15 protein-coding genes are annotated in these 19,114 nt (G+C 66.5%); 7 read left to right on the plus strand and 8 right to left on the minus strand.

Features of this window, described 5'->3' with window-relative positions; translation table 11 throughout:
• Positions 1 to 8 precede the first annotated feature (8 nt).
• Positions 9 to 986, plus strand: a complete 978-nt coding sequence (locus FQ746_RS33475) for an isopenicillin N synthase family dioxygenase (protein ID WP_144114094.1) — start codon at positions 9 to 11, stop codon at positions 984 to 986.
• Positions 983 to 1,786, plus strand: a complete 804-nt coding sequence (locus FQ746_RS33480; protein ID WP_144114095.1) for an alpha/beta fold hydrolase — start codon at positions 983 to 985, stop codon at positions 1,784 to 1,786. The genes FQ746_RS33475 and FQ746_RS33480 overlap by 4 nt, the downstream gene beginning before the upstream one ends.
• On the opposite strand, the gene FQ746_RS33485 is transcribed toward FQ746_RS33480, so the two are convergent.
• The 5 genes from FQ746_RS33485 to FQ746_RS33505 all read right to left on the minus strand — a co-directional run bounded on the left by FQ746_RS33485 (position 1,780) and on the right by FQ746_RS33505 (position 9,541).
• The gene (locus FQ746_RS33485) at positions 1,780 to 2,676 is read right to left on the minus strand and encodes a LysR family transcriptional regulator (RefSeq protein WP_144114096.1); all 897 of its coding nucleotides are present in this window, start codon (positions 2,674 to 2,676) and stop codon (positions 1,780 to 1,782) included. The two genes, FQ746_RS33480 and FQ746_RS33485, sit on opposite strands and share 7 nt — an antisense overlap.
• A gap of 18 nt (positions 2,677 to 2,694) precedes the next feature.
• Positions 2,695 to 3,915, minus strand: a complete 1,221-nt coding sequence (locus tag FQ746_RS33490; RefSeq protein WP_144114097.1) for an amidohydrolase family protein — start codon at positions 3,913 to 3,915, stop codon at positions 2,695 to 2,697.
• Between the two features lie 301 nt (positions 3,916 to 4,216).
• Positions 4,217 to 7,099, minus strand: coding sequence for an Hsp70 family protein (locus FQ746_RS33495; protein WP_144114098.1), 2,883 nt, complete (start codon positions 7,097 to 7,099; stop codon positions 4,217 to 4,219).
• Position 7,100: 1 nt separating this feature from the next.
• Positions 7,101 to 8,954: an Hsp70 family protein gene (locus FQ746_RS33500; protein ID WP_144114099.1), complete on the minus strand. Its 1,854-nt coding sequence runs from the start codon at positions 8,952 to 8,954 to the stop codon at positions 7,101 to 7,103.
• On the minus strand, positions 8,951 to 9,541 hold the full coding sequence (locus FQ746_RS33505) for a DUF2760 domain-containing protein (RefSeq protein WP_144114100.1): 591 nt from the start codon (positions 9,539 to 9,541) through the stop codon (positions 8,951 to 8,953). The genes FQ746_RS33500 and FQ746_RS33505 overlap by 4 nt, the downstream gene beginning before the upstream one ends.
• Before the next feature lie 281 nt (positions 9,542 to 9,822).
• Between FQ746_RS33505 and soxC the strand changes: the two genes are divergently transcribed.
• Positions 9,823 to 11,106: a sulfite dehydrogenase gene (gene soxC / locus FQ746_RS33510; RefSeq protein WP_144114101.1), complete on the plus strand. Its 1,284-nt coding sequence runs from the start codon at positions 9,823 to 9,825 to the stop codon at positions 11,104 to 11,106.
• Positions 11,099 to 11,680 carry a c-type cytochrome gene (locus tag FQ746_RS33515; RefSeq protein WP_144114102.1) on the plus strand — a complete coding sequence of 194 codons (582 nt, stop codon included), beginning with the start codon at positions 11,099 to 11,101 and terminating at the stop codon, positions 11,678 to 11,680. The genes soxC and FQ746_RS33515 overlap by 8 nt, the downstream gene beginning before the upstream one ends.
• Positions 11,681 to 11,755: 75 nt before the next feature.
• On the opposite strand, the gene FQ746_RS33520 is transcribed toward FQ746_RS33515, so the two are convergent.
• From FQ746_RS33520 to FQ746_RS33535, 3 genes are all read right to left on the minus strand, one after another.
• Positions 11,756 to 12,919 (minus strand): porin, encoded by a 1,164-nt coding sequence (locus FQ746_RS33520; protein ID WP_144114103.1) that lies wholly within the window; start codon positions 12,917 to 12,919, stop codon positions 11,756 to 11,758.
• Positions 12,920 to 13,353: 434 nt separating this feature from the next.
• Positions 13,354 to 14,877 (minus strand): sensor histidine kinase, encoded by a 1,524-nt coding sequence (locus FQ746_RS33530; RefSeq protein WP_144114104.1) that lies wholly within the window; start codon positions 14,875 to 14,877, stop codon positions 13,354 to 13,356.
• Positions 14,874 to 15,620, minus strand: coding sequence for a response regulator transcription factor (locus FQ746_RS33535; protein WP_144114105.1), 747 nt, complete (start codon positions 15,618 to 15,620; stop codon positions 14,874 to 14,876). The genes FQ746_RS33530 and FQ746_RS33535 overlap by 4 nt, the downstream gene beginning before the upstream one ends.
• Before the next feature lie 188 nt (positions 15,621 to 15,808).
• Between FQ746_RS33535 and msrB the strand changes: the two genes are divergently transcribed.
• From msrB to msrA, 3 genes are read left to right on the plus strand one after another with little or no spacing between them, the layout of a single operon-like run.
• Positions 15,809 to 16,321 (plus strand): peptide-methionine (R)-S-oxide reductase MsrB, encoded by a 513-nt coding sequence (gene msrB / locus FQ746_RS33540; RefSeq protein WP_144114106.1) that lies wholly within the window; start codon positions 15,809 to 15,811, stop codon positions 16,319 to 16,321.
• Positions 16,322 to 16,381: 60 nt separating this feature from the next.
• The gene (locus FQ746_RS33545) at positions 16,382 to 18,286 is read left to right on the plus strand and encodes a cytochrome c biogenesis protein DipZ (protein WP_144114107.1); all 1,905 of its coding nucleotides are present in this window, start codon (positions 16,382 to 16,384) and stop codon (positions 18,284 to 18,286) included.
• A gap of 59 nt (positions 18,287 to 18,345) precedes the next feature.
• Complete coding sequence (msrA, locus tag FQ746_RS33550; protein ID WP_144114108.1) at positions 18,346 to 19,083, plus strand: peptide-methionine (S)-S-oxide reductase MsrA; 738 nt, start codon at positions 18,346 to 18,348, stop codon at positions 19,081 to 19,083.
• Positions 19,084 to 19,114: the final 31 nt, after the last annotated feature.

Genomic DNA, 19,114 nt, shown 5'->3' on the forward strand with positions numbered 1-19,114 from the left:
GAGTCGGAATGTCCGAAGTTCTATCCGCGCGCGCGGTACCGCAAACCAGCCTGCCCGTGATCGACGTCGCGGGACTCGCGTCGGGCGATCCGTTGCAACGCGCGGCAGTCGGTACAGCGTTGCACGCCGCCTGCATCGACAAGGGGTTTTTCTATATTTCCCACCATGGCGTCGATGCCGCGCTAATCGACGCGGCGCGTGACGCAGCCGAGCGTTTCTTCGCGCTGCCCGAAGCCGGCAAGCGCCGGTTCGACAAAGCTCAGTCGTTCTGCAATCGCGGCTATGAACCTTTGCGCGGTCAGACGCTGGAAGCGGGCACGCCGCCCGATCTGAAGGAAGGTTTCTACATCGGCAACGAATTGCCGCTGGATCATCCGCGCGTGGTGGCGCGCGATTTCAATTGCGGACCGAATCAGTGGCCCGATCACGAGAGCGCGTTCCGCCCGGCAATGGAAGCGTATTTCGCCGCGTTGTTCGCCCTGTCCCAGCGCCTCACGCGCGGGCTTGCGCTGTCGCTCGATCTGCCCGAAGACCACTTCGAGTCCTTCTGCGACGAAGCCATGGGCACGTTGCGGCTGTTGCACTATCCACCGCAACCCGCGCAGGCCTTGCCCGAACAGAAGGGCTGCGGCGCGCATACGGACTTCGGTTGCCTCACGCTGCTGTGGCAGGACGGCAATGGCGGTCTGCAGGTGCAGGACAGCGACGGCAGCTGGATTCACGTGCCGCCGCTGCCGGGCACCTTCGTCGTCAATCTCGGCGATCTGATCGCGCGCTGGACCAACGACCGTTATCGCTCGACGCTGCATCGGGTAGTGAATGCATCGGGCCGCGAGCGCTACTCGATGCCGTTCTTTTTCACGGGGCGTCCCGATTACGTGGTCAGTTGCCTGCCGGGCTGCACGACGGGCGATGAAGCGCCGAAGTATCCGCCGATCACGGTGGTCGACCATCTGCAAGCGTGCTACCGGAGAACCTACGGATGATGCCCACGCGGGTTCGCGCCGCCGGCATGCTGCTGGTCCACGGCGCGTGGCAGGGCAGTTGGGCCTGGGACGCGTGGCTACCGGAACTGGCTTCGCGGGGCTGGCCCGCGAAGGCGGTCGATCTTCCCGGCAACGGCGCCGATCCGTCGAAGGATGCCGGCTTCACCGCATCGCTCGACGGCTATGTCGACGCGTTGAGCGATGCGCTGGACACGTTCGATGGCCCGGTGGTCGTGGTCGCGCATAGCGGCGCCGGCGTGCCGGTCTCGCAACTGGCCGAAGCGTTGCCGCAGCGCATTGCGTGCATTGTCTACGTGGCGGGCATGATGCTGCCTGCCGGCATGGGTTACGCGGAACTGGTCGAGGCCAGCGCCGCCGAGGTGCCGAACGCGAGCGGCATCGCGCCTTATCTGCAATGGAGCGACGACCGCGCGTACACCGTCGTGCCGCCCGAAGCCGCGCTGGAAATCTTTCTGCACGATTGCCCGCCGGCCGCCGCGCGCGCCGCCGCCGGCAAACTTACCGCGCAGCAGGAAAGCGGCCGCAGGGTGGTCACGACGCTTAGTGCCGAACGCTTCGGCCGCGTGCCGCGCATCTATATCGAGGCGTTGCGCGACCGCTCCGTGTTGCTGCCGCTGCAGCGCAGGATGCAGGCGCTGATGCCTGGCGCGATCGTGCGCTCGATCGACTGTGGACACGTGCCGCAACTCGCCCGGCCTGCCGAACTGGCGACGCTGGTGTGCGACGCGCTCGCGAGCATCGGCATCGGTATTGAACCCGCCGCCGCCGCCGCTCAATGAAAATAGCTGACCGCCAGATCGATGAATTCGCGCACCTTGCGCGGCACGAATTCGCGGCTCGGATAAACCAGCGACACGCCAATATCGCCATTGAGCACCGCATAGTCGGTGAGAATCTGCACGAGCGCGCCGCTGCGTAATTCGTCGGTGACCATTTCGAGCGGCAGCAGCGCAATGCCCATGGCGCCGAGCGCCGCCTGCTTCTGCATGATCATGCTGTTCACCGTCAGCGACGGATCGAGCGCGATGCTCGCTTCGTTGCCCTCGTGGTCGCTGAACACCCACGTCTGCGGATTGGTATCGAGCGGCGCGGCAATCAGCCGGTGCGCGGCCAGATCGGCCGGGACGTGCGGATAACCGGCGTGGTCCAGATACGCGGCGGCGGCCACCGGCACCGCGCGCGAATCGACCAGACGCCGCGCTACCAGAGATTCCGAGCGGATCATGTGCTCGGTGACGATGCCGACGTCGAAGCCGCCTTCGAGCAGATCAACACGCTTCTCGGTGAGCGTGACGCGCAGCTTCACGAGCGGAAACGCGGCCTGATAGGTCGCGAATAGCGGCGTCAGGCGGAACAGCGAAAAGCTGCCGAGCGCGACGATTCGCAACTCGCCCGCCACTTCCTTCGACGTGGTGGTGGCGCGCGACTCGACTTCGTCGAGTTCGGCGAGCAGCACGCGGCAGCCGGTCGCGTAATCCGCACCGGCTTCGGTCAGCACCACCTTGCGGGTGGTGCGCTGAAACAGCCGGATGCCCAGATGTTTTTCGAGGCTCGACACATGGCGCGTGACGACCGAGGTCGACACGTTCAGTTGCTCCGCGGCCTGCGCGAAGCTGGCCACGTCGGCGACCTTGATGAAGGCCTGCATGGCCTGGAAGAGATTGATCATGTGAAGGGGGAAACCTGTTCAGACCGCCGGCGCGGCGCCGTGGCGCGCGACGACTTTGCCGTTGGCCACCACCAGCCTGCGCGGCGGCCGCGCGACGATGGCGTGCGCGAGCGTGTCCGCCGCGACCAGCACGAGGTCCGCGCGCGCGCCGACGTGCAGGCCGTAGTCCGCGAAACCGCACGCGCGGGCGGCGATGCTGCTGACGCAGTCGAACGCGAGCGCCAGATCGTCGTCGCGGCGCAGACCGTTGCGCATCGCGATCAGCATCGCGCGCTCCAGCATGTCGGGCGAACCGTAGGGCGTCCACGTATCGCGCACGCCGTCGTTGCCGCCGAACAGGGTTACGCCCATCGCGAGACAAGCCTTGAGCGAGGGCACGGGCACCGAAGGCGGCGCCGTGGTCAGCAGCGCGACCTGCAAGTCGGCGAGCCGCGCGAGCAGCGCGTCGCGTTCGCGCTCGGGCAGCGCACCGAGACAGAACGCGTGACTGACGACCACGCGCCCCTGCATGCCATGCGCGGCCACCCGGTCGAGCAGCAGACCTAACGTGAAAGCGCCGAGTTCGGCGGGCTCGTGCAGATGAATGTCGACCGGTTTGCCGTAACGCTCGGCGAGTCCGAACGTGACGTCGAGCGAGCGCACCGGATCGCCGTCGATGGACGCCGGGTCGAGCGCGCCGAGCACATCGGCGCCGGCTTCCAGCGCCTCGCCGAGCAGCGCGTCGGTGCCGGGACGGCCGAGCACGCCCGACTGCGGAAACGCGACGATCTGCATGTCGAGCACCTCGCGCAACGTCTCACGCGTGGCGAGGACGCCTTCGAGATGACGCAGACCGGCAACGGTGTCGATATCGACGTGAGTGCGTAGCCGCGTGGTGCCGGCCTGCAGGAACGCTTGCGCCAATGCCAGCGATTGCACGCCGGCGTCATGACCGCTGTGCGCGCGCCAATGGCGTTCGTTCTCGATACGGTCGGTAAGTTTCGGGCCGACCTCGTTGCGATACCACGGCATGCCCCACGTCGTCTTGTCCAGATGCGTATGACCTTCGACGAAACCGGGCAGCAGCAGCGCGCCTGCGCCGTCTTCCAGCGCGGTGGCGGCATCGCGCGGCAGGTTAGGGCCGAGTGCGGCGATGCGGCCGTCGACGATCGACACGTCGACGCGGCTGCCATCGACTTGCCGGACATCGGTGACGAGCAGGGTATGGGGCTGATGAGACGGAGTGGCGGTGGCGGTCATGGCAGGCGTTGGCTGGCGATGCCGACCGTCGGGCCGCGCTGCGCTATGCGGCGGCCACGGTGGGCATGATGTCTCGAAAGCGCGGACCCGTGACGCGGGAGAAAAACACGGCGTCCGGGCGGCGGGTGAATTGTACTTCGCGACGCCCGCACGATTGCCAGGGAATCTTCGAATGGCAGTGCGCGAGACGTCCGATCGTTCGGGTTGCACGCTTCGACGTGCGATCTAACCGGGAGCAGCGCGAGATCAGCGCGAGATCAACGCGAGATCAACGCGAGATCAACGCGCAATCAACGCGCAATCACCGCGCAATCAGTTTGAGGCCAACCGGCAGCGCTTCGCCGAACACCCGGCCTTCGTCGGCATCGTCCAGCTCGACGGTTTCGCGCACCATCGCGAGCCACGCGTGCGGCGCCCCGGCCGTTTCGAGCCGACGCACGACGCTCTCGCGCAACGCATCGGGCAAATCGCGCGAGCGGTCGCCGGTCATCCGGGCAATCTGCACCGCGGCGAACGCGGCGGGATCGACCTTTTTCCAGTCGAGCGCCAGAATCGCCTCCAGCCAGCGCGCGGCGACTTCCGGCGGGACGACGCTATGCGCGCTGCCGTAGAACGGCCGCCGCGCGCCGATCCGCCCGACCGCCCACCAGCTCTGATGGTTTTCCGCGGGCTTTTTGAGCCGCGTCAGGACCGACTCGCCGAGTTCGATCTTGCGTTCGACCGGAATGCGTTCAAGCGATGCGCTCAGGCGAACCATATCGGTAAAGCCGGTTTTCGCGACGTCGAACGGCAGCTTGAGACGCGTCTGCGCCGCGCCCTGCAGATACGCCATCGCGTCGAGCACGCGCAGTTGCGCGGTTTCGTCGAGACCGCCGGCGGCGCGGCGCCACAGCGTCCACCATTCGGACCAGACCTGGCTGTCGTTGACGTATTGAATGCCGTCGTCGAACAGCGACCACACCTGGTCGACGCGCCATTCGTCGAGCGGATAGCCGAAGCCCGGCCGCAAGCAAAAGCCCGCCAGGTTCAGCCAGAGCCGTTCGTGATCCGCCGAGCGCCGCCGCCGGCGCACGCGTTCCCAAAGCGCACCGAACAGTTCGCGCAGCAGCGCGCTGTTCCAGCCGTCGCGCGGACCGAGCAACTGTTCGAGTTGTGCGCGCAGACGTTTCACTTCTTTCGGATCGACCTTCTGCGCGCGTGCGCCGAAGCTGCGGTCGATCTGTTCGATCGCCTGATCGAGCGCCGGGTGGCGGGCGTGGGCCGGATCGGCGGCGGCGAGATCGACTTGCGCATCGTCGCGGCGCAACTGGAATTCGAGCAGCCAGCGTTGCCCGGGGGACGCGATTTCGATGCAGTGCACGTCGAGCGTGCCGACCTCGGTGAGCGAGGTCGCGATGCGGACTTCGGTTTCGTGGCGCGTGCCGTTCGAACCCTGCGCGGCGACGACGGTGGCGAGCGGCGGCAGACGCACGAAGTCGCCCCCGGCGAGTTCGACGAGTTCGCCGGGAAGATAGCGCGTGTCGGCGCTCGACGACACCAGATGGAAGCGCACCGGATGCCCGAGACGCAGTGCAAACGTGCGATCGGCGATCAGGATTTCATGGCCTTCCCCGGTGCCGCGCGGCAGCAGACAGATGCCGCGTGGCGGGGCGTCGGCCGCGCCTTCGTCCAGCACGAGAAAGTAGCTGCGCGGCGAGCCGCCGCCGATTTTCGGCGCGTTGCCCGCACGCGCCAGCGTGTAAGCCACCGCGCCGCGGGCGACCGCGACGTCGGGGTTGTCGTTGTGCAGCACGTTGAGCGGCGCACCGCGCCAGCCGCCCAAGGTGTCGGCGAGTCGTCGCGTGAGCGCGTCCGCGCGGAACACGCCGCCGTTCAGCAGCAGCGTGTCGGGAATGGGGAGGGGCAGCGGCGTGGTCTTGTCAGAGGACTCAGCGGACTCAGCGGACTCTGCGGACTCAGCGGAAACCGGCGCGTCGCCATTCAGCGCCGCACGCGATTGCGCCGCGAAGCGGCTCAGAAAAGCCGCGATATGACGCGTGACGGCGGCATCGGCGGCGTAAGGCAGCCCGAATTCGACGAGCGCGCCGCGTGGCCGCCCGGGCCGTTCGTGCGACCCCACGACCGGAAAGAATCCGTCGACGATGATCTGCTCGACTTCCGCTCGCGTGACCTGCACCGTGCGCGCGCCGCCGATCAGCTTCGAACCGGCGCCGAGCAGGGTGATCGGGACGGTATCGGGCGCTTGCGGCCCCAACAGCAGCTCCTTGGCGGCGCGGCAGCGTTCCACCAGTTGCGAGAGGCTGGCCGCCGACAACCGCGCGCGCTCCGTGCCGCTCGGCGCGAGGCGCGCTTCGACGCGATGCGCGAGCGCCAGGTCCATGTTGTCGCCGCCCAGCATCAGATGATTGCCCACGCCAATACGCGTCAATTGCGGCATGGCCGACGCGTCGCCCGGTTTCACTTCGATCAGCGTGAGGTCGGTCGTGCCGCCGCCAACGTCGCAGATCAGCACGAGCCGGGTCTGCTCCAGTTCGGCGGCAAGCCGCTCGCGTTGCTGGAACAGCCAGTCGTAGAACGCGGCCTGCGGTTCTTCCAGTAGCCGCAGTTTGGGCAAGCCTGCCTGACGCGCCGCCTGTACGGTGAGCGCCCGCGCGCCTTCGTCGAACGAGGCGGGAACGGTCAATACGAGGTCTTGCGTTTCGAGTGGCGCGTCGGGGAACCGCCGATTCCATGCGGCCCGCACATGCGCGAGGTAGCTGGCGCTGGCCTCGAGCGGTGAGACTTTGCGGACGTCGTCGGGCGCGCCCCACGGCAGGATGGACGCGGTGCGATCGACCGAAGCGTGGGACAGCCAGCTTTTCGCGCTCGCGACCAGCCGCCCCGGCACCTGCGCGCCGAGTGTGCGCGCGAGCCGGCCGATCACGACGGGTTGATCGTGTCGGGCGTCCCGACTCGAAGCAGCGGCGGGCGCCGACGCTGCCCACGGCAGCGCCAGATCGCCCGCTTTCAACTCGCCGGGCGCCGCGTGATAGCGCGCGGACGGCAGCAGCGGCCGCGCGGCGACTTCGCCCGGACTCACCAGTTGCTCGATCCCGAACACGTGAATCTGCGTCGAGCCCGCCTCGGCGTAGGCGAGCACCGTGTTGCTGGTGCCGAGATCGATACCGACGCTGTACCGCTTCATCTCATTCGGCCGTGACGCCGCCGCGCACGTCGAATTCGACCTTCCAGCGCTCGTCGCTGCCGCGCGGGATCGCTTCGAGTTCGAGCGTGCCCGCCTCGGTCACGCGCGCGTGCAGTTTGACCGGCACCACGTCGCCGGCCGTGCGCCCGGCCGCCGGCAGCGTCGCCTGAATTTCCTCGAGTTCCTGAAGCTCTTCGGGACCCCAGAAGTCGAGCAGCGTGCCGACCTGATCCTGACGACGTACCGACGATCCGAAGAAGCGGAAGTGCACCGGTTCACCGACCACGAGCCCGAATTCCTGCGCGGGCAAGGGCGCGTCGGTACCTTCTTCCATGCCGAACGGCGCCACGCACAGCGCCTGCAACGGCGGTTCGAGCCCCGGCACCGCGGGCATCGCCGATTCGATCGCGATGTAGTAGGCGCGCGCCGTGCCGCCGCGAATCCGCACGCCCTGGCCGCGTCGCACGTAGCCGTAATAGGCCGCGCCGCGCGCCACCGCGAGGTCGAGATCGGCGCCTTCGAGCAGGCGCGCGGGCGGCGCGTTTTCAGCGCCGAGCCACTGGTTGAGGGTGCCCATCAGACGCTCGACCAGCAACGCCGACTTGAACACCCCGCCGTTGAACAGCACCGCGGTCGGATGCAGGAAACTCGCATCGGACGGTTGGGCCAGATCGCGCAGGCCGTCGAGTTCGGCGAGCGCGCCGACCTGACGACCCAGAAACGCCGCCAGATGCCGCGTGATGCCGGCGTCCTGCGCATACGGCAGACCGAGTTGCGTGAGACCGGCGCGCGCGCGGCTGACCGGACGCGCCGCGCTATCGACCGGCGGGAAGAAGCCTTCGAGAATGATCTGCGTGAGTTCGGCGCGCGTGAGTTCGGTGCGGATCGATCCGCCGATCAGCTTCGAGCCGCGGCTCGGCACGACGAGCGGCACGGTGTCGACGCTCGGGTCGGACAGCAGCGTTTCCTTGGCGGAGCGGCACGCGTAGGTGAGGGCGCGCAGTTGCCACGCGTCGGCCTGGGTACCGGCTGCCGCCAGCTTGCGCGCGACCACGTGCGCGAGCGCGAGGTCCATGTTGTCGCCGCCGAGCAGAATGTGTTCGCCGACCGCGACGCGATGCAGTTCGAGATTGCCGTCGCGCTCGATTACCGCGATCAGCGAGAGGTCGGTCGTGCCGCCGCCCACGTCCACCACCAGGATGATGTCGCCGACCTTGACCTGCTTGCGCCACTGGCCGCCGCTCTTCTGGATCCAGCTATACAGCGCGGCTTGCGGCTCTTCGAGCAGCGTCATGCGGCCGTAGCCGGCGGCTTCGGCGGCTTCGGCCGTCAGTTCGCGGGCGGCCGGATCGAACGATGCAGGGATCGTCACCGTGATGTCCTGCTGGCCGAACGGCGCGTCCGGATGGACGTGGTCCCAGGCTTCGCGCAAATGCGTCAGATAGCGTACCGAGCTTTCCAGCGGCGAGACGCGCGCGACTTCCGGCGGCGCGTCGTTGGGCAGAATCGCCGCGCGGCGGTCGACGCCCGGGTGACACAGCCAGCTTTTCGCGCTGGACACGAGGCGGATCGGCGTCGCCGCGCCACGGCTGCGGGCGAACTCGCCGACCGCGAATTCGCGTTGACCCGTCCACGGCAGATACAGGTCGCCGGACGCGAGTTCGTCCGGATGCGGCAGGTACAGGAACGAAGGCAGCAGATCGAGATTGTCGATTGCGCCGGGGCCGCTGAGTTGCGCGATCGGCAGCACGCTCTGGCTGGTTTTCTCGCCGTCGCTGGCGTGGGTGTCGACGTAGGACAGTGCGCAGTGGGTCGTGCCCAGATCGATGCCGATGGAATAGCGGGCGCCGCTCACAGTTCCACCTCGGCGGGGGCGATGATCTTCAGATCGTGGCTTTCGCTCACGCGTGGCAGGCGCACGTCGTCGACCCGCCAGCCGCGATGGCTGAGCGTGCCGGTGAACGGCGCGCGGCCGACCACGTTACCGGTCAGGCGCACCGCGCCTGCGTCGAAACCTTCGGCGAGCGTGATGCGGCTGCCCTCGGTTTCGCTGCGAACCGGATGCAGCGTGAAATGTTCGCGGATTGCCGTGCGGCAGCCTTCGTGAACCAGGCGGGCGGCGGCGCCGATGTCGGCGTCACTGAAGCGCTGGATGTCTTCCTCGACGAAATCGATCAGACGGGCGTCGCGTTGCAGCAGGCCGAGCAGTTGCAGTGCGGCGTCGGGGGTGGCTTCTTTCAGGACGGGGGCGGGTGTCGGGGCCGCAGCGGGCGCTGGGGCCGGCTTCGCGGCTGGGGCGGCGCTGGCGGCAGATGCGGTGGCGGCCGTGCCATCACGCAGACGCAGCACGCTGCCGGCGAATTCGGCATCGCCGAGAATGCGGAAAAAAGTGCCTACGGCAAGCGAAATCCTGCCGAGGAAAGAGGGATTCGAATCGGTCATCAATGCTCCTGAGTGGCTCTGTTAAGGACGAGCTGTCCTGCCTGCAGCACGCGGCGGGCCGCGCGGCGCGGCCTGCGCAAAACCCGTATTTTGCCCTGTGGCGCGCGGGCGCCGGGCAAAGCCGGCCATTCTAGCGGTCATTAGCCGATAAATGGCGGCTGGCGAAGGGCGGTTGGGGCTAGGGCTCCTCCGTTCTTTCTGCAATCGATATGACGATTCATCGGTTGGGCGCGGCCCCAGCTGTGGCTACGATAGTCAGCTTGCCCACGACACGCCCAGCCATGCCGAATTTTCCCAAGCCAACGCCCGAGCGCGTGCCGTCGCGTGGCCGGCGGCGTCTGCTCGGACGCCTCGCGGCCGGCGGTTTCGTCGCCTCACAAGCCGCGGGCGCCGCCGCATCCGAACTGCTCAAGCCGCTAGAGATAGCACCCGGAAGCCGCGTGCCCGGCGCGCCGGTTCTCGACCATCCTTACGGGTTGCCGTCGCCGCACGAGGCCCAGGTAGTGCGGCGCGCCGCCCGCGTTTGGCCGCTGCCCGGCGCGGCGTCGTCGCTGACGCCGCTCGCCGATCTGTACGGCACGCTCACACCGAACGGTCTGGTCTACGAGCGCCATCACAACGGCGTGCCGGACATCGATCCCGCGCAGCACCGCCTCGCGATTCATGGTCTCGTGCGCACGCCCAAGGTCTTCACGATGGACGACCTGGTGCGCCTGCCCTCCGAATCGCGGATCCATTTTCTCGAATGCTCGGGCAACACCGGCAGTGAGTGGAACGGCCCGAGCGGCTTGCCGGTGCAACTCACGCATGGCTTGCTGTCGTGTTGCGAATGGACCGGCGTGCGGCTGTCGACGTTGCTGGAAGAAGTGGGCGGACTGTCGTCGGCGCCCGGCGCGCCCCGCGGCTGGATGCTCGCGGAAGGCGCGGATGCCGCGGCCATGACGCGCAGTCTGCCGCTCGACCGGATACTCGATCGCGCGCTGGTCGTGTACGCGCAGAACGGCGAACGTCTGCGGCCCGAAAACGGTTATCCACTGCGACTGATCGTGCCCGGCTTCGAGGGCAATACGAACGTCAAATGGCTGCGTCGGCTGAAAGTGGTCGACGCGCCGCTCGAAACGCGCGAAGAGACCTCGAAGTACACCAGCCTGCTCGGCAACGGCTGCGCCCGTCAGTTCGTGTTCGAGATGGATGCGAAGTCGGTGATCACGCGGCCTTCGCCGGGACATCGGCTGACGACTCACGGCTATTACCCGATCACCGGTCTCGCCTGGTCGGGGCGCGGCACGATTCGCAAGGTCGAGGTGTCCACCGACGGCGGTGCGACCTGGCGAGACGCGCGGCTCGACGGCACGGTGCGCGATCGCGCGCTCACGGCTTTTCAGGCGGACTGGTATTGGGACGGCGGCACGGCGGCGATTCTGTCGCGCGCGACCGATTCGACCGGTTATCTGCAACCGACGCGCGCCGAGCTGGTCGCCGCGCGCGGGCTGAACTCGCAGTACCACTACAACGCGATTCAGTCATGGCGCGTCGAGGCGAGCGGCGAGGTGCTCAATGCGTGAGCGCCGGTACAACCGTGGGGTGTGGCGAGCGATGCTGGTGGCGTTGTTGTCGCTGATCGCATTGGCCGCCTGTTCGTCGATCGCACCCGGCGAGCCGCAAGCGGGCGCAAGCGGCCACGACATCGGCACGCCCGTCACCGAGCAGGATCTCGCGGCGTGGAACATCGACATCGGACCGGATGGGCGCGGCCTGCCCGCAGGCAGCGGCGATGTCGCTACCGGCGCGCACGTGTTCGCCGAAAAATGCGCGGCCTGTCATGGCGCAGAGGGGCAAGGCGGTCTCGGCGATCCGCTGGTCGGCGGTCTGGGGTCGCTTGCGAGCGCCAAGCCGAAGCGCACGGTGGGCAGCTACTGGCCGTACGCGACGACGCTGTTCGATTACATCCGCAGGGCGATGCCGTATAACGCGCCGCAGTCGCTGTCCGCCGACGAGGTCTATGCGGTCAGCGCGTTTCTGCTCAACCGCAACGGCATCGTGCCGGCCGATACGCGGCTCGATGCGGCGTCGCTGCCGCGTGTCGTGATGCCCAACCGGAACGGCTTCGTGAGCGATCCGCGGCCGGGCAGTTTATAAAGCGAAAGACGAACGACGATGGCGGTTCCTCGAGGTAGCGCCATCGTCGACACGGTACGGGTGACGACCCGTCGCTCAGAACCGGTGACGCACGCCCACGCGGAACGCCAGCTGGCTATCCGCGCCCGCACCGGACGGACCGAAGAAGCTGGTGCTCGAACCGATCTGCGCCTGCACGTCCTGAGTCCCGTTGCGACCCGACGCGATCTGGTAGATACCGAGCGCGTAGACATCGGTTCGCTTGCTCAACGCATAGTCCACGCTCAGATCGCCCTGATTCCAGTGACCCTTGGCGGCGTCGCCCAGATGCATGTACGTGTAACCTGCACCGACGGTCAGCGCCGCGGTGAACGCGTACTTCACGCCTGCGTCGTACGCGGTGAACGTGGTCGCCGAACCGGTCAGCGTTTCGAAACGCGTGTTGGTGTACAGGGCCCACAGCGTGGCCGCGCCGATCGCATAGCGGCCGCCGACGCCGTAGGTCCGCAGACCGCGCACGGTACCCGCCGACACGTTGGCAATGGTGGTCGAGAAAGCCGGCGTGGACTGGCTCGGATAGCGGATGTCCGTGTATGCGGCGCCCACCCCGATCGGGCCGTTCGCATAGTTCACGCCGAAGCTGTACGTGCGCGACGAACCTGCAACCGGTGCGGCGGTCGTGCCGGTAGCCGGCGCACCGGCGAACGCGCCGGCCTGGTTCGAGAAGCCGTACAACGCGCCGAACGTCAAGCCCGAGAAATTCGCGCTGCTGAACTTGACCGAGTTGTTGATGCGACTCGACGTCAACTGGTCGACGTCGTTGATGTGGTAGGCGTAGTTGCCGGCCACGGTCTGGCTACCGGTCGAATACGTGCCGCCCAGATAGTCAGTCGAAAACGAGTACTGACGACCGAAGGTAACCGACCCGACGTTGTTCTGCGACAGACCGACGAAGGCCTGACGGCCGAACAGCGCGCCGCCCTGACCGAGCGTGCCGTTGCCGCTGTTGAAGCCGTTTTCGAGCACGAACAGCGCCTTCAGACCGCCGCCCAGATCTTCCGTGCCGCGCAGACCCCAACGGCTGCCGGACGCCACGCCGTCGTCGTACTTGACGAGATCTTCATGGCTCGTGCCGGCGCGCGCGTTGTTCACGTAGCTGATACCGGCGTCGATCAGGCCATACAACGTGACGCTGCTTTGTGCATGCGCGTTGAGCGTGACGGTTCCGAGGAGGGCGGTGGCGAGGAGAGTCTTCTTCATTTTTTTCCTTCTGTTCTGAATTGAGCGCGCAGCATCGAGCCGCACGAATGTCGTGCAGCAACGGGAAGCGTTGTGTGGGCTATGCGATGGACTGGAAACAGGAATCGCGGCGGGCAGCAGGGGAGGAAGTGTTTCCGACACCGGCGAACTCGCGGCTTTTTACAGGATTCCTTGCAGGAGTTGTTACGTCCAATCCGTTATAGCTTACGGAATATAGCGACTGGTCATGTTCTGGTAAACGGTATCGAAGCTGATTGTCGTCTTTATGACACATACGCCGACCGGATTGCACCGTAGATGCGCGCGCTGTCGCTCGTTATATTCAAGGGGATATAGCGGAGAGAAAGGATGCGGCATCTCGGCGTGGTGTGGGCCGAACATGAAGGGGATGCGGGCGCGACCTTCGTCGTCGGTGACGACGCGGCAATGAAGGCCTACGCGTTGCCGGGAAGCTGAGTCGCCTGTCTGTCGCCGGTCGGCAATTCGAAGCGGAAGGTCGCGCCGGGCGTGTCTATTGTTCCTGCCTTGCCGGTCGCGTCGCGCTCGACCAGCCGTATGCGGCTGTCGTGCAACTGCAGCATGCGCCGCACGATCAGCAAGCCGAGACCGCCGCCGCGATGCGCGCCGCTTGCACTGAACGGCCGCTCGAACAGCGCTTCGCGCTGCGCGGGGGAAATGCCGGAGCCGGTGTCGCTGACGGTGACCTCGACCTTGCCGTCCTGCAACGCCAGATCGACATCGATATGGCCGCCCGCGGGTGTATGACGGATCGCGTTGTCGAGCAGATTGGTCAGCACGCGCTCGATCATGCCGAGATCGGCGTAGACATTCGGCAGGCGCGGCGGAATGCCGGCGCGCAGTTCGATCTGCCGCGCCTCGGCCGGCAATTCGAATTTCTGGAAAACGTCCTGCACCACGTCGACCAGCGAGAACCGTTCGAGCGCGAGTTGCACGTTGCCGTGCTCGAGCCGCGCCAGTTCGAATAGCGATTGCGCGAGCCGTCCCACCTTCAGGCTTTGCGCGAGCGCGATCGCAAGATAGCGTTTGCGCTCGGCGTCGCTCAACGTTTCCGACTTGAGCGACAGCGTTTCCAGGTAACCGTGCAGCGAAGTCAATGGCGTACGCAGATCGTGCGAGATGTTGGCAATCAACTCGCGGCGCTGCTGATCCTGACGCGTCAAGGCCCGCCATTGTTCGCCGATGCGATTGGCCATCTGCGCGAACGTCGTTTCCAGCACCGCGATTTCGTCGCGCTGCCCGGCGGCGGCCGAGCGCGGCACGGCCGGTTGGGTGTCGGGTTCGCCATCGGCGTCGAAGCGGCGCATGGCGTCGGTCAGGCGCCGCAACGGCCGCGTGATCAGACCGAACGCCGTCAAACCGGCCAGTAACCCCAGCAAGGCCACCAGCGCCATCGACCACAACGTCGTGCGCAATACCGAACTGGCCGCGACCCGCGCCGCGAGCGCGTCGTGTTCTTCGCCGAGCAGCACCACGTAGATATAACCGGACGGCGCCTGTCCGCTCAATTGCAGCGGCGCGGCGCTGAACACCTTCTTGCCGTCCACGCTGCGCGGGTCGTCGCCGACGATCGGCAACGCGTTGCCCGCGATGAACTGGCGGATCGGCGTGAGGTCCACCTGCGCGCGCTTGACGTGACCGGCCGGTGCATCGTCGCCCTGAATGCGCCCCTGGTTGTCGAGCAGATACACCTCGACGCTCGGGTTGACCATCATCAACTGGCCGAACAGTTGCCGGACCGCGTCGGGGCGCAGGCCGTTCGCATCCATCAACGTGGTGCGATGGGCGATATGGTCCGCGAGATTCTTCGAGAGGTTCTGCACGACTTCCTTCTCGTGCAGATCGCTCGAACGGATCTGCAGCATGGCCGACGCGCCGCAGCACGCCAGCAGCAGGGCGGAGAAGACGAGCGAGAGCCGTTGGGTCAGTGTCAGCGTCACGACGCGTCCTTGCTGGTCGTGCCTGCCGTGGGTTTATCGGACGGCGTCGCCAGTTTGTAGCCGCGGCCCCAGACGGTCAGAATGCGCTCGGGTTGCGCCGGGTCGGCTTCGATCTTCGCGCGCAGCCGGTTGATATGGGTGTTCACCGTGTGTTCGTAGCCTTCGTGCTGATAGCCCCATACGGCATTGAGCAGGTCCATGCGCGAGAACACCTTGCCCGGATGCTGCGCGAAGTAGTACAGCAGGTCGAATTCGCGCGGCGTCAGTTCGATGGCGCGACCGTCGACTGACGCTTCGCGCGTCAACGGATCGATCGACACACCGGCGACCCGCAAACTGCCCGCGTCGATGCGGGAGTTCTTCGCCATGGCTTCGACGCGCCGCAGCAAGGCTTTGACGCGCGCCACCAGTTCGAGCACCGAGAACGGCTTGGCCAGATAGTCGTCGGCGCCGAGTTCGAGGCCGAGAATGCGGTGCACTTCGCTGGAACGCGCGCTGGTGATGATGATCGGCGTGTAACGCGTCATCGCGCGGGCTCGCCGGCAGATTTCGAGGCCGTCGACGCCAGGCAGCATCAGGTCGAGAATCAGCGCGTCCCAGTCGCCTTGCTCGAGCAGCCGCAGGCCCTCGTTGCCGTCGGCGCTGTGCACGACTTCATAGCGCTCGTCGCGCAGATGCAGGCTCAGCAGATTGGCGATGTCGATGTCGTCTTCGACGATGAGGATGCGCTTCAGTGGGTCCATGGTGACTCGGTCAGTGTTGCCGCAAGAAGGCGCTGCGGTAAAGACGGCCCCCTCGCGCGATGACGCCATTGTGCAAAATTTTCGGGCTGGAAGTTATCACGTTTAATTTAACTTTCCGTGAGGACTTGGACATGCTCGGTGCCCCAAGATAGGCGCACTTTCCGCAGAATCCTATCGAGGAGAACAACATGCGAAGCAGAAGGCGCTTCCTGTTTGCAGGCGCAGCGGCCATCGCGGCCGTTGCGGCCGTCGGTCAGCGGCGGCCGATGGCGGCGGTATTGGGCGACACCGGTCAGCCTGCCGAAACCTTTGAAGTCACCCATACCGACGATCAGTGGCGCCAGATGCTGACGCCGTCGCAGTATCTGGTGCTGCGTCACGAAGGCACCGAGCGGCCGTACACCAGCCCGCTGAACGACGAGCACCGCGCGGGCGTGTTCGGCTGCGCCGGATGCCGGCTCGACCTCTTCGCGTCGCGCACGAAGTTCGACAGCCGGACCGGCTGGCCGAGCTTCTGGGCGCCGCTCGAGCATGCGGTGGCCACGCGCACGGACCGCTCGTTCGGCGTGACGCGCACGGAAGTGCACTGCCGGCGTTGCGGCGGCCATATCGGCCATGTGTTCGACGACGGGCCGGAACCCACGGGCCTGCGCTACTGCATGAACGGCGTGGCCATGAATTTCCGACCCGCCGCCGGCTGAGCCCGCATCCGGCCGATTTCTTCCCGACTTCATTCACCGGCAACCACGCCCCGAACCGACATGTTACTCATCGTTCTCGCTTATCTTGGCGGCGCTCTCACGATTCTCAGCCCGTGCATCCTGCCGGTTTTGCCGTTCGTCTTTGCCCGTGCGGATAAGCCCTTCGTGCGCAGCGGCCTGCCGCTGCTGGCCGGCATGGCGCTCACGTTCGCACTGGTCGCGACACTTGCCGCGGTAGGCGGCGGCTGGGTCACGCAGGCGAACCAGTACGGGCGCTGGGTGGCGATCGTGCTGCTCGCCGTCTTCGGACTGACGCTGCTGCTGCCGCGCTTCGCCGATCATCTGATGCGGCCGCTGGTGAGTGCGGGCAATCGTCTGTCGAACTTCGCGCAGGGCGGCGAACAGCAGGGGTCGATCGGTTCGTCGTTTCTGTTGGGTATTGCCACCGGCCTGCTGTGGGCGCCTTGCGCCGGCCCGATTCTCGGCCTCGTGCTGACCGGCGCGGCCTTGCGCGGTGCGAGCGTCGGCACCACCTTGCTGCTGGCCGCGTATGCGGCGGGCGCGGCGACCTCGCTGGCGGTGGCCTTGCTGATCGGCGGGCGGGTGTTCACGGCCATGAAGCGGTCGCTGGGCGCGGGCGAATGGATTCGCCGCAGTATTGGCGTCGCAATGCTGGCGGGCGTCGTGGCAATCGCGCTCGGACTCGATACCGGTGTGCTGGCGCGCGTCTCGACGGTTGCGACCGGCGGGCTCGAACAGAAACTGGTCGACCGGCTTTCGCCCGGTGCGTCGCCGGCTAGCCCTTCGCTGGCCGCAAATAGCGCAGGTAGCAGCGTGGGCAACAGCGTGGCCAACAGCGCGAACAACAGCGTGGGCTGCGCGATGATGAGCGCCAATCCCGCTAGCGAGCCAGAGCAATCCGGCGCGATGATGCGCGCCGTGCAGACCTTGCCCGCGCAACCCGCCTCGCTGCCCGTGGAGGGTGTTCTGCCGACGCTGGACGGCGCAGTCCAATGGCTGAATTCGCCGCCGCTGACGGTACAGGGCCTGCGCGGCAAGGTCGTGCTGATCGATTTCTGGACCTACTCCTGCATCAATTGCCTGCGATCGCTGCCCTACGTGAAAGCGTGGGCGCAGAAGTACAAGGACCAGGGGCTCGTGGTGATCGGCGTGCATGCACCCGAGTTCGCGTTCGAACGCAATATCGACAACGTGAAGAAAGCCACGCACGACCTCGGCGTCGACTATCCGGTTGCGATCGACAACAACTACGCGATCTGGCGCTCGCTGAACAATCAGTATTGGCCGGCGCATTATTTCGTCGACGCGAAAGGGCAGATCCGATATCACCATTTCGGCGAAGGCGACTACGCGGAATCGGAAAAAGTCATTCAGCAGTTGCTGGCCGAAGCCGGGCACGAGGGCGCGTCGAAGATCGCGCTCGGTATGGGCGGCGCGGGCAGCCCGAGCGGTTCCGGCGCGCAAGGCGTGGAGGCCGCGGCGGACAACGCCGACATGCAATCGCCGGAAACCTACATCGGCTATCCGCGCGCAGAAAATTTCGCGTCGCCGGGCGGCGAGGCGCAGGATAAGCTGCACACTTACGCAGCACCGTCGCAGCCGGACGTGAACGATTGGGGCCTCGCCGGCACGTGGCGCGTGGGCGCCGAACATGCGACGCTGGCGGCGGCATCCGGGCGCATCGTCTATCGCTTTCATGCTCGCGACCTGCACCTCGTGCTCGGTCCGGGCGCGGACGGCAAGCCGGTGCGCTTCCGGGTCAGCGTGGATGGCGCAGCACCCGGCGCAGCGCACGGAACGGACGTGGCGGCCGACGGCAGCGGCACGGTCACGGAGCAGCGTCTTTATCAACTCGTGCGGCAGACCGGAGCGGTTGCCGATCGCACGTTCTCCATCGAGTTTCTGGACCCGGGCGTGCAGGCGTTTGCCTTCACGTTCGGCTGATCGGAAGAATCCGGCGGACCGCTCGCAGTCATTCACCCATTTTTTGAAGGACGGACATCATGCATACGAATTCTGCTCACCGGCCGAAGCTCGGCAAGCGTTCGGTTGTAACCAGACTCGCGGGATGTGTCGCGATTGCGGCGAGCGTGTTCGCCGTGCAACGCTTCGCGAATTCGGCCGAGACCACCGTGAAGGTGCCCGCGCCCGCGCAGGACGAGCAGGCGGGCGCCGTGCACAGCGAAACCGCGGTCTTCGCGGGCGGCTGTTTCTGGGGCGTGCAGGGCGTGTTCGAACACGTGCGCGGCGTGAAGCAGGTCGCCTCGGGTTATAGCGGCGGGGCGGCTACCACTGCGCAATACGAAACCGTGAGCGAAGGGGAATCGGGGCACGCGGAGTCGGTGCAGATCACCTACGACCCGACGCAAATCACCTATGGCCGACTGCTGCAGATATTCTTTTCGGTCGTGCAGGACCCGACCGAGTTGAATTACCAGGGCCCCGATCACGGCACGCAATATCGCTCGGCCATCTTCCCGCAGAACGCCCAGCAACGCGGTGTCGCGCAGGCGTATATCGCGCAACTCGACAAGGCCCACGTGTTCCCGGCGCCTATCGTCACACGGGTGGAAGACTTCAAGGGCTTTTACCCGGCGGAGGCGTATCACCAGAATTTCCTCGCGCTGCATCCGGATTATCCGTATATCGCCATCAACGATATGCCGAAGGTGAATGGGCTGAAGCGCCTGTTTCCGGAGTTGTATCGCAACGATCCCGTATTGCTGAAAGTCGCGACTTAAGCTCGATCGTTCGGCCCGTTTCAACGTGGAC

The organism is Paraburkholderia sp. BCC1886 (assembly GCF_900996245.1).
Classification (GTDB): Bacteria; Pseudomonadota; Gammaproteobacteria; order Burkholderiales; family Burkholderiaceae; genus Paraburkholderia.